16 protein-coding genes are annotated in these 20,466 nt (G+C 72.2%); 12 read left to right on the top strand and 4 right to left on the bottom strand.

Annotated elements, in window-relative coordinates; translation table 11 throughout:
- Positions 1 to 56 precede the first annotated feature (56 nt).
- Positions 57 to 2,318, bottom strand: a complete 2,262-nt coding sequence (locus ACIA3K_RS02895) for a catalase (RefSeq protein ID WP_396798763.1) — start codon at positions 2,316 to 2,318, stop codon at positions 57 to 59.
- A 171-nt stretch (positions 2,319 to 2,489) separates the two neighbouring features.
- On the opposite strand from ACIA3K_RS02895, the gene ACIA3K_RS02890 reads away from it, so the two are divergent.
- From ACIA3K_RS02890 to ACIA3K_RS02840, 11 genes are all read left to right on the top strand, one after another.
- Positions 2,490 to 3,389 (top strand): alpha/beta hydrolase family protein, encoded by a 900-nt coding sequence (locus ACIA3K_RS02890; protein ID WP_396798761.1) that lies wholly within the window; start codon positions 2,490 to 2,492, stop codon positions 3,387 to 3,389.
- A 134-nt stretch (positions 3,390 to 3,523) separates the two neighbouring features.
- A complete protein-coding gene (locus ACIA3K_RS02885; protein WP_396798760.1) occupies positions 3,524 to 4,309 on the top strand; it encodes an ABC transporter ATP-binding protein in 786 nt (261 codons plus the stop codon).
- 71 nt (positions 4,310 to 4,380) lie between these two features.
- Positions 4,381 to 5,088, top strand: a complete 708-nt coding sequence (locus ACIA3K_RS02880) for an ABC transporter ATP-binding protein (RefSeq protein ID WP_396798816.1) — start codon at positions 4,381 to 4,383, stop codon at positions 5,086 to 5,088.
- 31 nt (positions 5,089 to 5,119) lie between these two features.
- Positions 5,120 to 5,998 (top strand): branched-chain amino acid ABC transporter permease, encoded by an 879-nt coding sequence (locus tag ACIA3K_RS02875; protein WP_357392894.1) that lies wholly within the window; start codon positions 5,120 to 5,122, stop codon positions 5,996 to 5,998.
- Positions 5,995 to 7,107, top strand: coding sequence for a branched-chain amino acid ABC transporter permease (locus ACIA3K_RS02870; protein WP_396798758.1), 1,113 nt, complete (start codon positions 5,995 to 5,997; stop codon positions 7,105 to 7,107). The genes ACIA3K_RS02875 and ACIA3K_RS02870 overlap by 4 nt, the downstream gene beginning before the upstream one ends.
- A gap of 86 nt (positions 7,108 to 7,193) precedes the next feature.
- The gene (locus tag ACIA3K_RS02865; RefSeq protein WP_396798757.1) at positions 7,194 to 8,480 is read left to right on the top strand and encodes an ABC transporter substrate-binding protein; all 1,287 of its coding nucleotides are present in this window, start codon (positions 7,194 to 7,196) and stop codon (positions 8,478 to 8,480) included.
- Positions 8,481 to 8,727: 247 nt separating this feature from the next.
- Complete coding sequence (locus tag ACIA3K_RS02860; RefSeq protein WP_396798755.1) at positions 8,728 to 9,339, top strand: TetR/AcrR family transcriptional regulator; 612 nt, start codon at positions 8,728 to 8,730, stop codon at positions 9,337 to 9,339.
- A gap of 51 nt (positions 9,340 to 9,390) precedes the next feature.
- A complete protein-coding gene (locus ACIA3K_RS02855) occupies positions 9,391 to 12,177 on the top strand; it encodes an AAA family ATPase (protein WP_396798753.1) in 2,787 nt (928 codons plus the stop codon).
- Between the two features lie 81 nt (positions 12,178 to 12,258).
- Positions 12,259 to 12,723 (top strand): MaoC family dehydratase, encoded by a 465-nt coding sequence (locus ACIA3K_RS02850; protein ID WP_396798752.1) that lies wholly within the window; start codon positions 12,259 to 12,261, stop codon positions 12,721 to 12,723.
- A gap of 690 nt (positions 12,724 to 13,413) precedes the next feature.
- The gene (locus ACIA3K_RS02845) at positions 13,414 to 14,181 is read left to right on the top strand and encodes a DUF5753 domain-containing protein (protein WP_396798750.1); all 768 of its coding nucleotides are present in this window, start codon (positions 13,414 to 13,416) and stop codon (positions 14,179 to 14,181) included.
- A complete protein-coding gene (locus tag ACIA3K_RS02840; RefSeq protein WP_396798749.1) occupies positions 14,178 to 14,363 on the top strand; it encodes a DUF397 domain-containing protein in 186 nt (61 codons plus the stop codon). The genes ACIA3K_RS02845 and ACIA3K_RS02840 overlap by 4 nt, the downstream gene beginning before the upstream one ends.
- 70 nt (positions 14,364 to 14,433) lie before the next feature.
- Here the strand turns inward: ACIA3K_RS02840 and ACIA3K_RS02835 are convergent, their stop codons facing one another.
- The 3 genes from ACIA3K_RS02835 to ACIA3K_RS02825 form a co-directional block, all read right to left on the bottom strand.
- On the bottom strand, positions 14,434 to 15,660 hold the full coding sequence (locus tag ACIA3K_RS02835; RefSeq protein WP_396798748.1) for a cellulose binding domain-containing protein: 1,227 nt from the start codon (positions 15,658 to 15,660) through the stop codon (positions 14,434 to 14,436).
- A gap of 131 nt (positions 15,661 to 15,791) precedes the next feature.
- The gene (locus ACIA3K_RS02830; RefSeq protein WP_396798747.1) at positions 15,792 to 16,781 is read right to left on the bottom strand and encodes an acetylxylan esterase; all 990 of its coding nucleotides are present in this window, start codon (positions 16,779 to 16,781) and stop codon (positions 15,792 to 15,794) included.
- A gap of 14 nt (positions 16,782 to 16,795) precedes the next feature.
- Positions 16,796 to 17,836, bottom strand: coding sequence for a LacI family DNA-binding transcriptional regulator (locus ACIA3K_RS02825; RefSeq protein WP_396798746.1), 1,041 nt, complete (start codon positions 17,834 to 17,836; stop codon positions 16,796 to 16,798).
- 248 nt (positions 17,837 to 18,084) lie between these two features.
- On the opposite strand from ACIA3K_RS02825, the gene ACIA3K_RS02820 reads away from it, so the two are divergent.
- Entirely contained in the window at positions 18,085 to 20,466 is a 2,382-nt protein-coding gene (locus tag ACIA3K_RS02820; protein WP_396798743.1) for a glycoside hydrolase family 3 N-terminal domain-containing protein, read from the top strand.

The raw sequence follows: 20,466 nt of genomic DNA, 5'->3' as shown, positions 1-20,466 counted from the left end.
GACTGACGAGGGCCGCCCACCCGCCGAAGTGGGGGACGGCCCTCGTCGATGTCGGATCAGCCGACCGAGGCGGGGAACCTCTCCCAGACCCGGTGCGCGGCCATCAACCGCTGCACCCCGGTCAGCGCCTCGGCGCCGGAGCCGGCGGCCACGATGCCGGGGGTGCCGGCCACCCCGGCCTGCTCCAGCACGGTGACACCGGCGCCCCACGCGCCGATCGCCTTGGCGTGCCGCCAGCACTCCTCGACGAGGAGCAGCACACGCGGGTCGACGGTCGACGCGTCCGGCCGGCCCGCCTTGGCGTCGCGGGCGGCCAGCGCGTCGGGCGCGGGTACCGGCGCCCCGGCCAGCAGGAGCGCGTCGAACTCGACCGACCGACCGGTGGCGAAGGTCCGCTGGACGGGCAGGTCGCCCACCAGGCCACCGTGGGGGGCGATCAGCAGCGGCACCATGCCGGCGTCGAAGACGGCTCGGCGGACCTCGTCGACGTCGTCCAGGTCACCGTCGGGGTCGACGACGATCCCGACAGTGCGGCCGTCGGCCGGCCACTCCCCGCCGACCTGCGACAGGGCCGGGCTCGGCGTGACGTCGGAGGGCGTCACCGTGGGCTGCGGCGCGGGCAGCCCCAGCCCGGTGGCCACCTGCTCGCACAGCACCGCGTCGATGTTGGCGAGGCACTGCAGCTGGCGTTCCTTGATCGCCTGGTGGTAGCACTTGCCCAGCTCGAAGGTGTACGCCCGGATGATGTGCTCCCGCTCGACCGGCGACATGCTCAGCCAGAACAGCCGTACCTGGCTGTAGTGGTCGTCGAAGGACGCGGGGTTCGCGCGGACCTTGGGCGCCTGCGCCACCGTCACCGGTACGTCGACGAAGGCGTGCTCGGCGTCGCCGGCTTCGAAGGGGTTGCCGCCGTCGAGGGAGTTCGGCCGGTACGGCGCCACTCCGGCGTGCACGGCGTGCTGGTGGAAACCGTCGCGCAGCATGTCGTTGACGGCCGCGTGCGGACGGTTGATCGGGATCTGCGTGAAGTTCGGCCCGCCGAGGCGGGTGAGCTGCGTGTCGAGGTACGAGAAGAGCCGCCCCTGCAGCAGCGGATCGTTCGTCACGTCGATGCCCGGCGGCAGGTGGCCGAGGTGGAAGGCGACCTGCTCGGTCTCGGCGAAGAAGTTCGTCGGCGTCCGGTTGAGGACCAGCCGGCCGACCGGCTGCACCTCCGCCAACTCCTCCGGGACGATCTTCGTGGCGTCCAGCAGGTCGATGCCGGCGAAGGTCTCCTCGGGGGTGTCGGGGAAGACCTGGATGCCGAGTTCCCACTCGGGGAACGCGCCCGCCTCGATCGCGTCGTAGAGGTCCCGGCGGTGGAAGTCGGGGTCGATGCCGCCGAGCATCTGCGCCTCCTCCCAGGTCAGGGAGTGCACGCCGAGCTTCGGCTTCCAGTGGAACTTGACCAGCACCGTCTCCCCGGCCTCGTTGACCAGGCGGAAGGTGTGCACACCGAAGCCCTCCATGGTCCGGTACGAGCGCGGGATGCCCCGGTCGGACATGTTCCAGATGGTGTGGTGCTGCGCCTCGGTGTGCAGCGAGACGAAGTCCCAGAACGTGTCGTGCGCGCTCTGCGCCTGGGGGATCTCCCGGTCCGGGTGCGGCTTCGCCGCGTGGATGATGTCCGGGAACTTGATGGCGTCCTGGATGAAGAAGACCGGCATGTTGTTGCCGACCAGGTCGAAGGTGCCTTCGTCGGTGTAGAACTTGGTGGCGAAGCCCCGGGTGTCCCGGACGGTGTCGGCCGAGCCGCGCGATCCGAGGACGGTGGAGAACCGTACGAAGACCTCCGTCTCCCGTCCCTTCTTGAGGAAGCCGGCTCGGGTGACCGCCTCGGCGGTGCCGTAGGCGGTGAACACCCCGTGCGCGCCCGCGCCCCGCGCGTGCACCACGCGCTCGGGGATTCGTTCGTGGTCGAAGTGCGTGATCTTCTCGCGCAGGTGGTGGTCCTGGAGCAGGACCGGTCCCCGGGGGCCGGCCTTGAGCGAGTGGTCGGTGTCGCGCAGCCGGGCCCCGTTCGCCGTCGTCAGGTACGCGCCCTGCTGGCCGTTCGCGGTCGCCGGCGCGCCGGTCTCGGCGCCGGTGGGCGTGCGCGTCTGCGGCGCGCCCTGTTCGGGCCTGGGCGGCAGCGGGTCGTGCGGCGCGGTCGGCTCCTCGACGGTGGGCGGTGCGCTGCCGGGTGCGCCCGGTACGTCCGGCGTGAGGGCGTCGGCGATCTTCTCGGAGGCGGTCTTCACGACGTTCTTGACCGCCTCGGCGGGCTTGCTGGAATCCACTGGGCGAACCTCTCGCTGGAGCGTTTGAGCAGGCCCCTGCACCCCTACCCCTGCCTTGAGGGTCGAAACGCACGATAAATCCGGGACTGGTGATTTCACCGATGCGCCGGCCGACCCGGGCGAATGACACTGACGAATGTCGATATTGCTCGACTCTAGGGAGTGCCCGACGTGCCGTCACCAACCACCACCCGTCCCCGTTCCCTGCCCGCCCGAGCCGCCCGGCTCGCGCTGGCCGCCACCCTGCTCGTCGTCGGTGTCCTCGTCGGACCGACGGGTGCCGCCCAGGCGGCCGGCCCGTACGACCGGGGTCCCGACCCGACCACCGCGATCCTGGAGGCCAGCCGCGGCCCCTTCGCCACCGCGTCGCAGAGCGTGTCGTCGCTGAGCGTCACCGGCTTCGGCGGCGGGGTCATCTACTACCCGACCAGTACCAGCGAGGGCACCTTCGGCGCCGTCGCCATCTCGCCCGGCTACACCGCCGCCTGGTCCAGCATCAGCTGGCTCGGCCCGAGGATCGCCTCGCACGGCTTCGTGGTGATCGGCATCGAGACCATCACCCGGCTCGACCAGCCGGACAGCCGGGGTCGGCAGTTGCTCGCCGCGCTGGACTACCTCACCCAGCGCAGCTCGGTGCGGAGCCGGATCGACAGCAGCCGGCTCGCGGTGGCCGGCCACTCGATGGGCGGCGGAGGCAGCCTGGAGGCGGCCTCGTCCCGACCGTCGTTGCAGGCCGCAGTGCCCCTCGCACCCTGGAACACGGACAAGAGCTGGTCCGAGCTGCGCGTGCCGACGCTGATCATCGGCGGTGAGAGCGACACCGTCGCGCCGGTCGCCACGCACTCGGTGCCGTTCTACAACAGCATCCCGTCGTCGGCCGAGAAGGCCTACCTGGAGTTGAACGGGGCGAGCCACTTCTTCCCGCAGACGGTCAACACCCCGACCGCGCGGCAGATGGTGGCCTGGCTCAAGCGGTTCGTCGACGACGACACCCGCTACGAGCAGTTCCTCTGCCCAGGCCCCAGCGGGTCGCAGATCGAGGAGTACCGCAACACCTGCCCGAGCGCCTGAGCGCGCGCCTCCGGGACGGTCGCCCCACGGCGGCCGTCCCGGCCGTTCGGGCGTATCGAAGGGTCTTGACGCGATCACCGAGAAACGTACACTGCGAGTGTAAATAACACCCGCCACGGCAGAGGGATGGGTGCATGGAGCGCGGCCTCGAACTGCACGACATCGGCGTCCGTTTCGGCGGCCTCACCGCCCTCGACCACGTCTCGCTCCGGGTGCCACCCTCCCGGGTGGTCGGGGTGATCGGGCCCAACGGCGCCGGCAAGACCACCCTGTTCAACGTGGTCTGCGGCTTCGTCACACCGCAGACGGGCTCGCTCACCCTCGACGGTCGGCCGCTGCGACCCCAGCCCCACCGGTTGACCCGGCTCGGCATCGCCCGGACCCTCCAGGGGACCGGGCTCTTCGCGGGGCTCAGCGTGGTGGAGAACGTGATGACCGGCGCGTCCCACACCGCCCGTGCGGGTTTCGCGGCGGCGCTGTTCGGGTTGCCGCGCAGCGACCGCGACGAGCGCCGGCTCCGCCGACACGCCCTGGACGTCCTGGACGATCTGGGCATCGCCGAGCATGCCGAGGCCGCGCCGGGCACGCTTCCCTTCGCCGTACGCCAGCGGGTCGCCCTGGCCCGCGCGCTCGCCGCGCGACCCCGGCTGTTGCTGCTCGACGAACCCGCCGGCGGTCTCGGCGCCGACGACATCGCCGAGCTGGCGGACCTGATCCGGCGGCTGCCCCGGCGGGACGTCGACCCGTGCGCGGTGCTGCTCGTCGAGCACCACATGGACCTGGTGATGGACGTCTGCGACGAGATCGTGGTCCTCGACTTCGGTCGGGTGATCGCCACCGGGCCGCCGGACGAGATCCGCGACGACACGGCGGTCACCGACGCCTACCTGGGCGCCCTCGTCGAGGAGCCCGCACCGTGAGCGCGAGGAGTGAGCCGGGTTTGCGAGCCCCGCAGTCGCGAACGAAAGAAGACTCAGCAAGCGCGTCGGATCTGCTCGTGGTCCGGGGGCTGGTGGCCGGTTACGGGGCCGCACCGGTGCTGCGGGCCGTCGACCTCACCGTGCCGGCCGGCACCATCGCCGCCGTCGTCGGCGCCAACGGCGCCGGCAAGACGACGCTGCTGCGGGCGCTCTCCGGCATGATCCGGCCGGCCGCCGGCCAGGTCGTCCTCGCTGGGGAAGACCTGCGGGGTACGCCGGTGGAACAGCTCGTACGGCGCGGGATGGCGCACGTCCCGGAGGGTCGGGGCGTGATCGGCGAGCTGACGGTCGATGAGAACCTGCGGCTCGGTGGGCTGTGGCGACGCGACCGGGCGGACGCCGGCCGCGCCCTGGACGAGGTCTACGAGCTGTTCGAGCCCCTCGCGCGGCGTCGTCGTCACCTCGGCCACCAGCTCTCCGGTGGTGAACGGCAGATGCTCGCGCTCGGCCGGGCGCTGGTCGGGCGGCCGCGCCTGCTGCTGCTGGACGAGCCGTCGCTGGGCCTGGCGCCCCGGGTGGTCGCCCGGATCATGGCCCTGCTGCGCCAGTTGCGCGACCGGACCGGCCTGACCGTGCTGCTGGTCGAGCAGAACGTGCGGAGCGCACTCGCCGTCGCCGACCAGGGCGTCGTGATGTCCCTCGGCCAGGTGGTGATCGCCGCCCCGGCGGCGACGCTGCGGGACGACGTCGACCTGCGCCACGCGTACCTCGGTTTCTGACCAGCACCGGATGTCCCTGGAGGGAGAACAGTTGGACCGCTTCGTCTTCCTCACCGTCGACGGTCTGTCCCGGGGCGCGGTGTACGCCGCGTTCGCGCTCGCGCTGGTGCTCATCTGGCGGGCCGCGCGGGTCGTGAACTTCGCCCAGGGCGCGATGGCCGTCGCCGCCGCGTACGTCGCGTACTCGGTGTCCGCCGCGACGGGCGTCTACTGGCTCGGCTTCGTCGTCGCGATCGTCGCCGGCCTGCTGCTCGGGGCGCTGGTGGACCGGGTCGTGATGCGGCACGTCGACCACGCGTCGCCGCTCAACCCGGTCATCGTCGCGCTCGGTCTGGTGCTGCTGATCCAGGCGGTGCTGGGCATGGTGTACGGCAACGAGTTCCGCCCCGCCGAGGTCCCGTTCAGCCGGTCCGCCCTCACCGTCGGCGGGATCGCCGTGCTGTCGCCGTACGACCTGTTCGTCTTCGCCACGATCGCCGTGGTGGTGAGCGGGCTGGGCTGGATGTTCGCCCGTACCTCGATCGGGTTGCGGATGCGCGCGGCGGCGTTCGCGCCGGAGGTCTCCCGACTGCTCGGGGTGAACGTCGGCGGCATGTTGACGCTCGGCTGGGCGTTGGCCTCGGGCGTGGGCGCGCTCGCCGCGATGCTGGTCATCCCCACCGAGCTGGGCCTGCACCCGCACGCCATGGACCTGGTGTTCGTCTCGGCGTTCACCGCGGCGGTGGTGGGTGGGCTGGACAGTCCACCGGGGGCGGTCGTCGGCGGCCTCGCGGTGGGGCTGCTGCTCTCCTACGTGAGCGGGTACGCCGGCAGCGACCTCACCCCGCTGGCGGTGCTCGTCCTGCTGCTGGCGGTGCTGCTGGTGCGGCCCGGTGGGCTGTTCGCCCCGGTCGCGGCGAGGCGGGTGTGAGCGCGACCCGGGCGGCCCTGCCGCCGAAGCACCGGCCGGCCGACACCGGTGGCCGCCCGCCCGAGCCGCGACGGGGCTCCACCCTGCTGCGGCACCTGGCCGTGGCGCTCGCCGTGGGGGCGTTGCTGGTGGCGGTCAGCAACGCCGTCGAGCCGTTCCGCAACTTCCAGCTCGCCACGATCGCGGCGTACCTCTGCGCCACCGCCGGGTTGACCGTCCTCACCGGGCTCAACGGGCAGCTCTCGTTGGGGCACGGCGCGTTGATGGCGACCGGGGCGTACACGGTGGCGCTGTCCCAGAACGCGTTCCTGGACCGGGGGTGGACCGGCGGCTGGTTGTTGGCGCTGGCGCTGCTCGCGGCGGTGCTGGGCACGGTCCTGGTCGGCGCGGTGGTCGGTGTGGCGGCGGCCCGGCTGCGCGGCCCCTACCTGGCCGGAGTGACGCTCGCCGTGGCCGTCGTCGTGCCGGCACTGGCCGTCACCTTCGACGGCGTCCTGGGCGGCGAGCAGGGGCTGTCGGTGCCGGTGGAGCCACCGCCGCTGGCGCTCGGCCCCTACTTCCCGTACGAGCGGTGGCAGCTCTGGGTCTCCGGCGCTGCCACGCTGCTTGCGCTGCTGCTGCTGGCGAACCTGGTCCGCAGCCGGTACGGGCGGACCTTCCGGGCCGTCCGCGACGACGAGGTGGCGGCCCGACTCGCGGGCATCCACGTGGCCCGTACCCAGGTTCTCGCGTTCGTGGTCAGCGCCGCGACCGCGGGGCTCGGCGGTGGCCTGCTCGCGGTGCTGGCGCAGAGCGTGTCGCCCGGGGCGTTCTCGCTGACGCTGTCGCTGTTCCTGCTGATGGCCGTGGTGATCGGCGGTCTCGGTCGCCTCGCCGGCGCGCTCTGGGGGGCCGTGCTGCTGGTCGCCCTGCCCGATCTCACCCATTCCGTGACCGAGCTGCTCACCCTCTCACCGGCGGTGGCGCAGCGACTGGAGGGCAACCTTCCGCTGGCGATCTTCGGCATCACGTTGATCGTCGTGATGATCGCCGCGCCCGGCGGCGTGCAGGGTCTACTGGCCCGCCTCGGTCGGGCGCTGCTGGCCCGGTGGCCGGCGCGACGTTCCTGAGCTGTTTTCCGGGCCCGGCCTTGGCCGGGCGTTCCACCCACCACACCGCTCCCACCCAACCGGACCGAGAAAGGTCGGTGTCTCCCATGCACCCTATGGCGCGACGCGGTCTCGCGATCGCCAGCTCCATCGTTCTGCTCATCGCCGTCGCTGGCTGTGGCGGCGACGACGGTCCCGCCTCCGGCGGGAGGTCGGTGCCGGGGGTCACCGACACCGAGATCGTCGTCGGCACCCACATGCCGCTCACCGGGCCGGCCTCGGCCGGCTACTCCAAGATCGCGCCGGCGACGAAGGCGTACTTCGACTACGTCAACGCCAACGGCGGCGTGCACGGCCGGAAGATCACCTACAAGGTCATGGACGACGGCTACAACCCGGCGAACACCCAGCAGGTGGTACGCCAGCTCGTGTTGCAGGACAAGGTCTTCGCCATCCTCAACGGCCTTGGCACGCCGACGCACAGTGGTGTGCTCGACTTCCTCAAGAGCAACCGGGTGCCGGACCTCTTCGTCGCCTCCGGCAGCCGGAGCTGGGACCAGCCCGACACCTATCCCGGCACGTTCGGCTTCAACCCCGACTACACGGTCGAGGGCAAGATCCTCGCCAACTACGCGAAGTCGAACCTGGCTGGCCAGAAGGTCTGCTTCCTCGGTCAGGACGACGACTTCGGGCGTGACAGCCTGGCCGGCGTGGAGAAGGTCCTCGGCGCCGGGGCGGTCGCGGTCAAGCAGACGTACGTCACCAGCAACACCAACGTCGCCCCGCAGATCGGCGCCTTCAAGGCGGGCGGTTGTCAGGTCGTCGTGCTGGCGACCGTGCCCGGCTTCACCGCGCTGTCCATCGGCACCGCCGCACGGCTGGGCTTCAAGCCACAGTGGCTGGTGTCCAACGTCGGCGCCGACCAGCCCACCCTGGCCAAGCAGCTCGGCGCGGCCGCGCCGCTGTTGGAGGGCATGGTCGGCACCAACTACCTGCCGATGCAGAACGACACGGCGAACCCGTGGATCCAGCTCTTCACGAAGATTAACAAGTCGCACAACGGAGACGCGCCGTTCGACGGCAACACCGTCTACGGCATGTCTGTCGGGTACCTGTTCGTGCAGGCGCTGCTCGCCGCCGGCAAGGACGTCACCCGCGAGAAGGTCGTCGACGCGGTCGAGAAGGGTGGCTTCCAGGGCCCCGGCCTCGCGCCGCTGCGCTTCGCCGCCGACGACCACTCCGGGTACGGCGGGCAGCGGTTGAGCCGGGTGAGCGGGGGAGTCCAGAGCTACTTCGGGCCCACGTACGAGACCGACGAGCGGGACGGGCCGGTCAAGGAGTACACGGCCGCGCCGGTCGCGCCGCCCGCGAACGGGGTGCCGACCGCCTCCTGACCCGCGTCTTGTGGTCGTACGGCCCGGGGTGACCACGTCCGGGTCGTACGACCATGCGTGGGTGCGCGTCACTCACCGCTGGCGGGCGTTGACCGATACCGGACGGCCCTCATACTATTTGCACCGTGAATGCAATCCGGCCGGCCCGGATGACGCCGCCCACGCGTACGCGCAGTGTCCCGATCATCGCCTGTCTAGACTCGTCGCAGAGCCGGACGACACCGTGGCGGTGAGGGGGCGGGGGCGGATGAACAGGGTCGAGACGCCGGCGCGGGTCGACGGACGGACGGCCCGTGCCGAACGCACCCGGGCGGCCATCGTCGAGGCGCACCTGGCGCTCATCACCGAGGGCGACCTGCGCCCCACCGGCGAGCGCATCGCCGAACGGGCCGGCATCTCGCTGCGGACGCTCTGGACCAACTTCAAGGACATGGAGACGCTCTTCGAGGCCAGTGGCGCGGAGGTGCTGCGACAGCAGGACGCCGCCTACCGGCCGATCTCGACCACGTTGCCGCTGGCCAAGCGAGTCGACGCGTACTGCCGGCAGCGGGCGCGGCTGCTCCAGCTCATCGCGCCGTCGGCGCGGGCCGCGCAGATGCGCGAGCCGGTTTCCGAGCAGTTGCGCCGCAACCGCGTCAAGCACGTGGACCGGGTTCGCGACGAGGTCGAGCAGCTCTTCGCCACCGAGTTGGCGCGCGCCGGGCGCGAGCGCGGCCAGGTGCTCAACGCGGTGGTGGCGGCGAGCATGTGGCCGGCCTGGTCGATGCTGCGCTACGGCCTCGGTCTGGGGGTGGACGCGGCCCGCGCGGTGATGACCCGGACGGTGGGTGCGCTGTTGGCCGAGGTCGCGGCCGACTGATCCCGGCCTGTCCTCTTTCCATCCGCTTATGGATGAGTGACACTGTGACGCATGGTTACTGCATCACGAGTGCAAATAACTGTGCTACGCGGCCGGGACGACCAGTGCGCGGCCGTCCGGAGCCTGCTGGACGGCGTCACCGACGGTGGCGGCGCTCTGCTGCTGCACGGCGAGCCGGGGTCGGGTCGGACCGCGCTGATCTCCTTCGCCCACCGGTACGCGAGGGACTGCGCCGTCCTGGCCGCGACCGGGCTGCCGGAAGAGGCGATGCTGCCGTACGCCGGCCTGCAACGCCTGCTGGACCCGATGCGCGACCGCGCGACCGCCCTGCCCGAGGAGCGCCGCCGCCTGCTGTACCGGGTCATGGACGGGGAGGGCTGCCCGCCCGAGCGCCGACTGGCCCTGTCGGTGGCCGTCCTCGGGCTGCTCGCCGCGACCGCCCGGGAGCGTCCCCTGCTCGCCACGATGGACGACGTCGACCGGGGCGATCCGCAGACCATGCAGGTGCTCGCGGTCGTGGCCCGCCGGCTGCGACGGTTGCCGGTCGTCGCCCTGCTCACCGCGGACGCCACCGCCACCGTCGACGGACTCGTGACCCACCGGCTGGCTCCGCTCAACGAGCGGGACAGCATCGCCGTCCTCACCGACCGACTGTCCGAGCGGCCCGCCGCTCCGGTCGCCGCCACGCTCGCCGAGGTCGGCGGCGGCAACCCGCAGGCGCTCGTGGACCTTGCCGACGTGCTCACCCCGGCGCAGTGGCGCGGGGAGGAACCGCTTCCGGCCGCGCCGCCGGCCGACGGCGCGCTGGGGCGCTCCTACCGGGCCCGTCTCGACCGGCTGCCGCCGGACACGTGCCGGATGCTGCTGCTCGCGGCGCTCGACGAGTCGGACGACGCGGCGACCCTGGTCCGTGCGGCCGACGCCGCTGGGATGGCCATCGAGGCGCTCGCCCCGGCCGAGGCCGCCGGGCTGGTCCGCGTCGAGTCGGGAGGCGTCACGTTCGCGCAGCCCCTGGCCCGCGCGATGGTGGCGGCCGCTGCCCCACTCGCGCAGCGACGGGCCGCGCACCGGCTGCTCGCCGGTGTACTCGATCCGCTCGGCCAGCGGTTACGCCGGGCGATGCACCTCGCCGACGCGACCGCGGGCGCCGATCCGGCCCTCGCCGTCGAGCTGGAGCGGGCGGCGGCCGGGGGGCGCACCGGCTGGGCCGTGGCGTCGGCGGCGCTGTGCCGGGCCGCCGCGCTCAGCGACCGCCCCGACGCCGCCGCTGCCCGCCTGCTCGCCGCCGCCCGCTACGCCTGGGCCGGCGGACAACCCGGCCAGGCCCGCCTCCTGCTCGACCGCCTCCGCGCGACCTGCGCGGACCCGGTCGTCGAGGGCGAGGCCGGGCTGTTGCGCGGCGAGATCGACCTTCGCTGCGAGGATGCCACCGGAGCTGCGGCCACCCTGCTGTCCGCCGCGCGAACGGTGGCCGGCGTCGACCGAGCCCGAGCCATCCAGGGGCTGGCGCGCGCCGGTGAGGCCGTCTGCTTCGCCGGCGACCAGTACCGGTACGCGGAGGTCGGTCGGCGCGCCGACGCGCTCCGCCAGCGTGACGACCCGCCGGCCGTGGAGTTGACCGGATGCCTCGTCACCGGGGTGGCGGCCACGCTGCGCGGCGACCACGAGCGGGCCGGTCCCGCGCTGCGGCGGGCCGTCGTGCTGGGTGGCCGCCTCGCCGGGCCGGAGCTGACCCCGACCGCGCTCGCCTGTGCGGCGGCGGCCGGGCTGGTGGTGGCCGTGGACGGCGCCGCGCACCGCCTCGCCGAGCGTGCCGTCGGGTTGGCGCGCGAGCACGGCGAACTGTCCATGCTGTCCCGCGCGTTGGAGCTGCGGGCGGTCGCCGAGTACTGGCTGGGCCGGCACGAGACGGCGGCCGAGACCTCCCGCGAGGGGCTGCGGGTGGCGCGTGCCACCGGGCAGTTCAACTGCGCCGACGTCCACCTGGGGATGCTCGCCGTGCTGGCCGCCGTACGCGCCGACCGCGAGAGCAGCCTGCGGCGGATCCGGGAGATCGGTACGACGTGCACACCGGGCAGTCGACCGCACGCGCTCGCCGGATGGGCGCTGGCCGTGCTGGACCTCGTCGACGGTCGGCACGCCGAGGCGGCGACCCGACTGGCGTCCCTGGCCCGGCTCGGCACCGGTCGGGGTCAGGTGCTCGTCCAGGTGATGGCCACCCCGTACCTGGTGGAGGCCGCCGCGCACCTGCCACACCGTCCGGCGGCGACCGCCGCGCTGGCGGCCTTCGACAGGTGGGCGAGCAGCACCGCGAGCCCGCTGCGCCGGGCGCTGTCGGCCCGGTGCCACGCGCTGCTGGCGACCCGGGGCGGCGTCGAGTCCGAGCGCGAGTTCCGGACGGCGCTGCGGTTGCACCCGACGGAGGCCGGCGCGTTCGAACGGGCCCGGACCGAGCTGCTCTTCGGACAGGACCTGCGGCGCAGCCGGCGACCACGGGACGCCCGGGAGCACCTGCACCGTGCCCGGGAGACGTTCACCCTGCTCGGGGTCGGTCGCTGGGCCGAGCTGGCCACGGCCGAGCTGCGCGCCGCCGGGGAGTCGGTCGGGCCGCCGGATCTGCCGGCGGCCCGGCTGCTGACCGGTCAGCAGCTCCGGATCGCCCGACTCGTCGCCGAGGGCGCCACCAACCGGGAGATCGCCGCCCGGATGTTCCTGTCCACCCGGACGGTCGACCATCACCTGCGCAACGTCTTCCACCGGCTGGGCATCCGCTCCCGGACCGAGCTGGCCCGCGCGTTCGCCACCGAACAGCACGTCGGCCTCGCCTCCGAACGCTGAGCGCCGGCGTCTGCTCTGGACGGCGTTAACTATCACCGCTAGTTTGTGCGTCAGGCACCCTTCAGCACTAAGGACAACCGCATGCGCGTCTTCACCTCCGTCGACGAGCTGACCGCCGCGGTCGGCGAGACCCTCGGCCCCGGCCCCTGGCAGCGGATCGACCAGGACCGCGTGAACCTGTTCGCCGACGCGACCGACGACCACCAGTGGATCCACGTCGACCCGGAACGGGCGGCGGCCGGTCCCTTCGGCGCCACGATCGCGCACGGCTTCCTCACCCTGTCGCTGGTGCCGGCCCTGGCCGGCCAGCTCTACCGCGTGGAGGGCGTCGCGATGGGCGTCAACTACGGGCTGAACCGGGTGCGCTTTCCCGCGCCGCTGCGGGTCGGCGCCGCCGTACGTGCCAGCGCGGTCATCGCCGAGGTGTCACCCGTCAGCGGTGGGGTGCAGCTGGTCACGGCGGTGACGGTCAACAGCGACGGCGGCGACAAGCCCGTCTGCGTCGCCGAGACGGTCAGTCGCCTCTACCGCGCGGCAACCCGCTGAGCGGCCGTCCGACGGTCGCGTCGAGCAGGCAGCCGGCGGCCGGCGGTGACCCTCGGTCACCTCGGTAGGAGCGGATGCCTCCTTGAGCGTGATGCCACAGAGTCATCTTGATGCCTCTGTGGCATCACGCTCAACAGCACATCGACACGGCGATCAGCCACAGCGCCTCTACCGCGCGGCGAGCGCTGAGCGGTCCGACGGGTGTAGCCGTTAGCGAGTCCACGAGATGAACCGGGCGAACAAGTCGGCAGGCTGCGGCCCGGGGTTCGGGTTCAACGCCAACAGGTCACCGGTCGCGTCGAACAGCATCCCCGCCATGTAGATGGCAAGCCCTATCCGGTCACCCCGATACTCCAGCCCGAGCAGCAGCCGAGCCGGGCTGGCACGGCCAGGGGCCGCGCACACCCGGCACAACCATGTGGGTCGCATTGGGCGGTGCGGGCGAATCGCTCGGGTGGAGCGGTCGGGCGCTGGAGGCGTGTTGCGTACCGACATGGCTATCCCTGTCCGTCGAGGTTGGAAGGGGTGCCCGAGCGTCATGTTCGGGGCACCCCCGTACGTACGCAGTCGCCGGGCCTTTGCCTCCACCAACCGCGCCGTCTCGACTTCACCCTGCCGCCGGTTATGGAACGAATACACAGCGTTGCACTATCGTCTGTGGACGTCGGGGACGAACCGAGGGGGCAACGGATGAATCACGCAGTCGTCGAGGCGATGGCGACGGTGGGTGAAACCGCTGACAGCCTCGCGGCTCAGATCGGTGTGGACCCCAAGACGGCAGCCAAGTGGGCCAACCCAGGACGGATTCCACAGACACGTCACCGGAGCCAGGTCGCAGCGATCCTTGGTCGCGAGGTAGAGCACCTTTGGCCGGACGTTCTCAAGCGTCGCGAGCCGGTGTGGTTCCGGCGCTGGGTGGACGTTGAGCGGGAAGCGGTCGCGCTACGGGCGTTCCAGCTCGCATGGGTGCCCGGCTTGCTGCAGACCGAGGCGTACGCGCGAGCGACGCTCGCGTGGGAGGCGTTGTCCCCAACCGAGGTGGACGAGTTGGTCGCGGCTCGCCTCGCCCGGCAAGCCGTCCTGACCAAGGAGCGTGGGCCTCTGTTCGTTGCGGTTGTCGATCAAGCCGTACTTGAGCGACCCATCACCACGGACCGAGCGGTCATGGCCGCCCAACTCGACCACCTGGTGCACTGCGCCGAACTGCCGAGCGTTGAGCTGCACGTCGTACCCGGCGAGGCAACGGCCTACCCCGGACTCAACGGACCGTTCACGATCGCCGACCTTCCGGACGGAACGCGGGTGGCCCACGTCGACAGCCAGGCACAGGCGCAGATCATCGAGCAGGCGTCGGAGCTTGGTACGCTCGAGCGACGGTGGGAGCGCATCCGAAGCGAGGCTCTGCCCCGGGGACGATCTGCGGAATTCCTGAGAGAAGCGGCAGCATCATGGACATGACTGGTGCGCAGTGGCGCAAGAGCACCAAGAGCGGCAGCAACGGTGGCGACTGCGTCGAGGTGGCCGACAACCTGTCAGGCGTGGTCCTCGTTCGGGACACCAAGGACCGTGACGGCGGAACCCTGATGTTCGAGACCGCAGCCTGGCAGAGCTTTGTGGCCCAAGCAAAGAAGATCGGTTGAATTACCCGTACCTGCGGGGGCGGCGAGGATAGATCCTCGCCGCCCCCGTCTTTCGTGCATGGCGGGTGCGTTAGGCGACCGCGCAGGTGGTGCCGTTGAGTGTGAAGGCGGTCGGCTTGCCGGCGTTGCCGGTGTGCGTGGCCTGGAAGCCGATGTCGACCGAGGTGTTCGGGGCGATGGTGCCGTTGTAGGAGACGTTGCGGGCGGTCACCGCGCCGCTGGTCGGCGAGTAGGCGGCGTTCCAGCCGCCGGTGATGGTCTGGCCGCTCGGCAGCGTGAATGCCAGGGCCCACCCGTTTACCGCGCTACTGCTCGTGTTGGTCACCGAGACGGCCGCGGTGAGCCCGTTGTTCCACGCGTTGACCGTGTACGTGACCCGGCAGCCCGCCGACGGCGGCGGCGTGGTGGGCGGGGGAGTGGTCGGCGGCGGGGTCGTGGGCGGCGGGGTCGTGGGCGGCGGGGTCGTCGGCGGCGGCGTGGTCGGGGGCGGGGTGGTCGGTGGGGGAGTCGTGGGCGGCGGGGTGGTCGGCGTGTCCCCGCCGATGCTGCCGGGAACCGCGCGCAGGGCGTTGTACCAGGCGGTGGCCATCTTGCGGTAGCCCGTGGCGTTGGGGTGGACGCCGTCGGCCAGGTCGCTGAGCGTCAGCGCGCTGTACATGTCAACCAGGTGGACGCGCTTGCCGGCTGCGGCGCGGGTCTGCACGATCCCCGGGATCGCCGCGTTGTAGCCCCGTACCACGTTGTCCGCGCCGGACTTCGGGATGATCGTCGCCACGAACACGTCCGCGTTCGGTGCGGTGTTGGTGATGCGGTCGACCAGGGTGGCCAGTCGGCCCGGCGCTCCGGACGTGTCGCCGTACATGTCGTTCGTGCCGATGTGCAGCAGCACGGTGCGCGGGTTGGTGGCGCGCAGCCAGTTCACGATGTTGGCGTCGATCTGCGCGATGGTCCATCCGGAGTGGCCCTCGTGGTCGTGGTCACCGAGGCTGGACGGGCCGTTGAACATCGAGCCGACGAAGTCGATCCGGTAGCCGCCGGACGCGAACCGTTGCCAGAGTTCGATCCGGTAGCCGCCCGCGACGTTGAAGCCGTCGGTGATCGAGTCGCCGAGGGGCATGACGCGTACCCCGCCGTTGGATTCGGCGTTCGCGGGCGCGGTCGCCACCGGTACGGCGGCGGTCATGGCCGCGACGGCGGCCAGCGCGGCCCACCACAGCCGGGCCCGGCGGGGCCTCGGGGTCTTGGCGGGCCTGTCGGGTGTCGGGGGGACGGGTTTACCAAGGGTCACAGTGCTCATGGGGCTTCCTCGGGTGGTGGAGCGACGACCAGGAACCCGGACGTCGGGATGTGCCCTTCACCCCGCCCGGACGCACCATAGCTTGTTATCGCTAACACCGGCAATGCATCGATCGGCGACCATGGGTACGGTCAGCTCGCGAGCGTCGCGGCGAGCCAGCGCAGTTGCCGCCGGACGTGCAGGGCCTCGCCACTCTCGTGACCATTGAACGGGTACACGTGCATCTCCCGCCGTGGCGCGTCGGGTCGGCCGGTCGCGGCACCGTACTGGTTGTAGGCCGCGAAGCCGGTGCTCGGCGGGCACACGGTGTCGCGCAGGCCGATGCCGAAGTGCGCCGGCGCGGTGGCCCGGCGGGCGAAGGTCACCCCGTCGACGTAGGACAGCGTGCGCCGGACCGCGGCCTCGGCCTCCCGGTGCACCGCCAGGAACCGGGCGATCTCACCGTACGGCGAGGCGTCGCTGAGCTCGATGGCGTGCTGGACGTCGCAGAGGAACGGCGCGGTGATCAGCGCCGCCGCGAGATCGTCGACCAGGCCGGCGACGGCCAGCGCCACGCCTCCGCCCTGGCTGTTGCCGAGCAGGGCGACCTGACCCGCGTCCACTCCGGGCAGGGCGCGCACCGCCTCGACGGCCCGTACGGCGTCCGTGATCAGACGGCGGTAGTGGTAGTCGTGCGGGTCGAGGATTCCCCAGGTCGCCGGCCACGGCCCGCCGGGCGCGCCGTGCCGGTCGGCGGTGTGCCCGGCGGCGTACAGCCCGGACTGGCCCCGGTTGTCCATCAACAGGTGCGCGTACCCGGCCGCCGGCCAGACCAGCCGCTCGTGCGGCAGACCACGGCCGCGCCCGTAGCCGGCGTACTCCACCACGGCGGGCAGCGGTCCGGAAACGCCCGCCGGGCGGGTGAACCAGGCCCGTACCTCGTCGCCGTCGAAGCCGGCGAACGTGACGTCCCAGGTGTCGAGCACGCGCAGGTCGGTGGGCTCGGGACGGACGTCGACGAGTACTGGCCGGGCGGCGGCCGCGGCGAGGGTGTCACCCCAGAACCGGTCGAAGTCCTCCGGCTCGGTGACGGTGGGGGAGTATCGCTCGAGCTCGTCGAGGCGGACAGCGGCGTCGGACACGGGTCCTCGCAGGGTCAGTGGGGTGGGGCGGGGGGCGCGGTGCTCTCCCGGACGACCAGCTCGGTCACCAGGTCGATCCGGCTGGTCGCCGGCTCGGTGCCGGCGGACAGGTCGAGCAGCATCTGGGTGGCGATGCCGGCCATGTCGCGCAGCGGCTGGTTGATCGTCGTGAGGGGCGGGTCCGTCCAGGTGGCGAGCGGCAGGTTGTCGTACCCGATCACGGAAAGGTCCTCGGGGACGCGCAGGCCGCACCGGCGTGCGGCCCGGAGCACCCCCATCGCCTGGATGTCCGAACCGGCGAAGATCGCCGTGGGTCGGTCCGGTCGTTGCAGCAGGTGGAGGCCATGGGTGTGCCCGGTGCCGGCGGAGAAGCTGCCGAAGCGGACCAGCTCGCGGTCGAGGGTCAACCCCGCCTCGTCGTGCGCGGACTGGAACCCGGCGGCCCGGGCCCGGCTGCACAGCATGTCGGGTGGCCCGGAGATGACCGCGATCCGCTGGTGCCCCAGCTCGATCAGGTGCCGGGCGGCGAGCAGGCCGCCGTTGAAGTTGTTCGAGCCGACCGTGGGTACGGACGCCGAGGTCGCGCTGTCGGTGTCGATCACGACGAACGGTACGCCCTGACGCCGCAGGAGCTGCTGTTGCGCGTCGCTGAGGTGGCAGAGGACGAACAGCACGCCCAGCGGACGCTGACCGAGCAGGGTGTCGAGCCAGCGCGACGCCGGGCGGTGCGCGCCGCCGAGCTGGGATACGGCGAGACTGATCCCGGCGACGCTCGTCACCGCCTCGACCCCGCGCATCACCTCCATCGCCCAACCGGTGTCGAACTCGTGGAAGACGAGGTCGATCCGACGGGTGGCGGACGAGGAGCGCCGAGTGCGGCGCTGGTACTGGTGGCGGTCGAGGCTCGCCTCGACCCGGGCTCTGGTGCCGGGGGAGACGTCCTCGCGACCATTGAGGACCTTGGAGACCGTCGCGACCGACACGCCGACGTCGTGGGCGATCGTCGCGATGGTGGTGGTGGAGCCGGGTGGGCCGAGCGGGTGGTGCTCTGTCATCGCAGCCTCATACCGCATCCGAAAGTTTCGGACGACACTAACACGATCAGCCGACGACTCCCGTCGATGCAGCTGAGCGCGCTGGTAGGCATCCCACGACACATCGAAACTCTTGACAGGTCCAGGCGGCGGACTTAGGTTGCCGAAAAGGTTGCTCTGGTTTCCGGAAAGTTTCGGATTGTGGAACCGCGCACCACCAACCGGTCCCACGACGGCGCAGTTCGTGGCCGGAGCTAAGGGGTCTCGGCATGAGAAGTCAGCAGCCCGTCGACGGCGAATCGGCGTCGCGCGACGCCGCACCGTGGCGCGACACCCGGCTGTCGCCGGCCGACCGGGCCGAGGCGCTGCTCGCGGTGATGTCCGTCGAGGAGAAGGTCGCCCAGCTCTTCGGGGTCTGGGTCGGCGCCGACGCGTCCGGCGAGGGCGTCGCGCCGCACCAGTCCGACATGGTCGCCAACACCCCGTCGTGGGACACGATCATCCGGTACGGGCTGGGTCAGCTCACCCGCCCGTTCGGCACCGCGCCGGTCGACCCGGTGCTCGGCGCCCGTTCGCTCGCCGCCTCCCAGGACCAGATCGTGGCCGCCAGCCGGTTCGGCATCCCGGCCCAGGTGCACGAGGAGTGCCTGACCGGGTTCGCGGCCTGGAAGGCCACCGTCTACCCGACCCCGCTGGGCTGGGGCGCCTCGTTCCACCCCGAGCTGGTCGAGGAGATGGCCGGCCGGATCGGCGCGTCGATGCGGGCCGCCGGCGTACACCAGGGCCTCTCGCCCGTCCTCGACGTCACCCGCGACTACCGCTGGGGCCGGACCGAGGAGACGATCGGCGAGGACCCGTACCTGGTCGGAACGACCGGCGCGGCGTACGTGCGGGGCCTGGAGAAGGCCGGCATCGTGGCCACCCTGAAGCACTTCGCCGGCTACTCCGCCTCCCGGGGCGGACGCAACCTCGCCCCGGTGTCGATGGGCCGCCGTGAACTGGCCGACCACATCCTGCCGCCGTTCGAGATGGCCCTGCGACTCGGTGGCGCCCGCTCGGTGATGAACTCCTACGCCGAGATCGACGGCATGCCCGCCGCCGCCGACGAGCAGCTGCTGACCGGGCTGCTGCGCGACGAGTGGGGCTTCACCGGGATCGTGGTCGCCGACTACTTCGCCGTACGGTTCCTCGAGACCCTGCACGGCGTCGCCGCTGACGCCGTCGACGCCGCCCGCCTCGCCCTGCGCGCCGGCATCGACGTGGAACTGCCCACCGTGGACGCCTTCGGCGACGCGCTGGTCCAGGCGGTGCACGCTGGCGAGGTCGACGCGGCGCTGATCGACCGCGCGGTGCGCCGGGTGCTCATCCAGAAGATCGACATCGGCCTGCTCGACGAGGACTGGCGGGCCCTGCCCGACGACGTCGCGGCCCTGCGCCTCGACGACGAGGCCAGCCGGGACGTCGCCGTACGCCTGGCCCGGGAGTCCGTCGTGCTGGTGCGCAACACCGGTGTGCTGCCGCTGCCCGTCGCGGCCCGGGTCGCCCTGGTGGGTCCGCTCGCCGACGACCCGATGGCGATGCTCGGCTGCTACACCTTCCCCAACCACGTCGGTGTCAACCACCCCGACCACGGCCTCGGGGTGGAGATCCCCACGCTGCGCGACGAGCTGGCCCGCCGCGTCCCGCTGCTGGTCCACGAGCCGGGCTGCACCGTCACCGGCGAGGATGCGTCCGGCATCCCGGCGGCGGTCACCGCGGCGACCAACGCGGACGTGTGCGTGCTCGCCGTCGGGGACCGGGCGGGGATGTTCGGCCGGGGCACCTCCGGCGAGGGCTGCGACGCCGCCGACCTGCGGCTGCCCGGCGTGCAGGCGGACCTGGTCCGGGCGGTTCTCGCCACCGGCACCCCGGTGGTGCTGGTGCTGCTGACCGGTCGCCCGTACGCGCTCGGCCCGGAGTTCGACACGGCGGCGGCCGTGGTGCAGGCGTTCTTCCCCGGCCAACTCGGCGGACAGGCGCTCGCGGAGGTGCTCACCGGCGCGGTGAACCCGTCCGGGCGGCTGCCGGTCAGCGTGCCCCGTGACGCGGGTGGACTGCCGGCCACCTACCTGTCGCCGCCGCTCGGGCGTCGCAACAAGGTGTCCTCGATCGACCCGACCCCGGCGTACCCGTTCGGCCACGGCCTGAGCTACACCACCTTCGAGTGGTCCGACGCCGTGGTCGTGGGCGGGGTTCACGACGATCCGACTCCCTGGCCCGTGGACGGCGAGGTCGAGGTGCGGATCACCGTCGGGAACACCGGTGACCGGGCCGGCACCGAGGTGGTGCAGCTCTACCTGCACGACCCGGTGGCACAGACCACCCGCCCGGTGCACCGCCTGGTCGGCTTCGCGCGGGTGCCGCTGGAGCCCGGAGGGCGGGCGCACGTCACCTTCGGCGTACCGGCCGACGTCACGTCGTTCACCGGCCGGTCCGGTCGACGGGTGGTCGAGCCCGGCGCGGTCGAGCTGCGGTTCGGGCGCTCCAGCGCGGAGATCGAGGACGCCCTGACGCTGCGGCTCACCGGTGCCGAGCGCGAGGTCGGGCACCAGCGGGACCTACTCACGTCGGTGCGGATCGAGCCGCTCGTGGCCGTTCCGCACTCCGCATAG

Source organism: Micromonospora sp. NPDC051543, from assembly GCF_044454415.1.
In the GTDB taxonomy this organism is placed as follows: Bacteria; Actinomycetota; Actinomycetes; order Mycobacteriales; family Micromonosporaceae; genus Micromonospora.
This window is presented reverse-complemented; position numbering and strand designations above follow the sequence as displayed.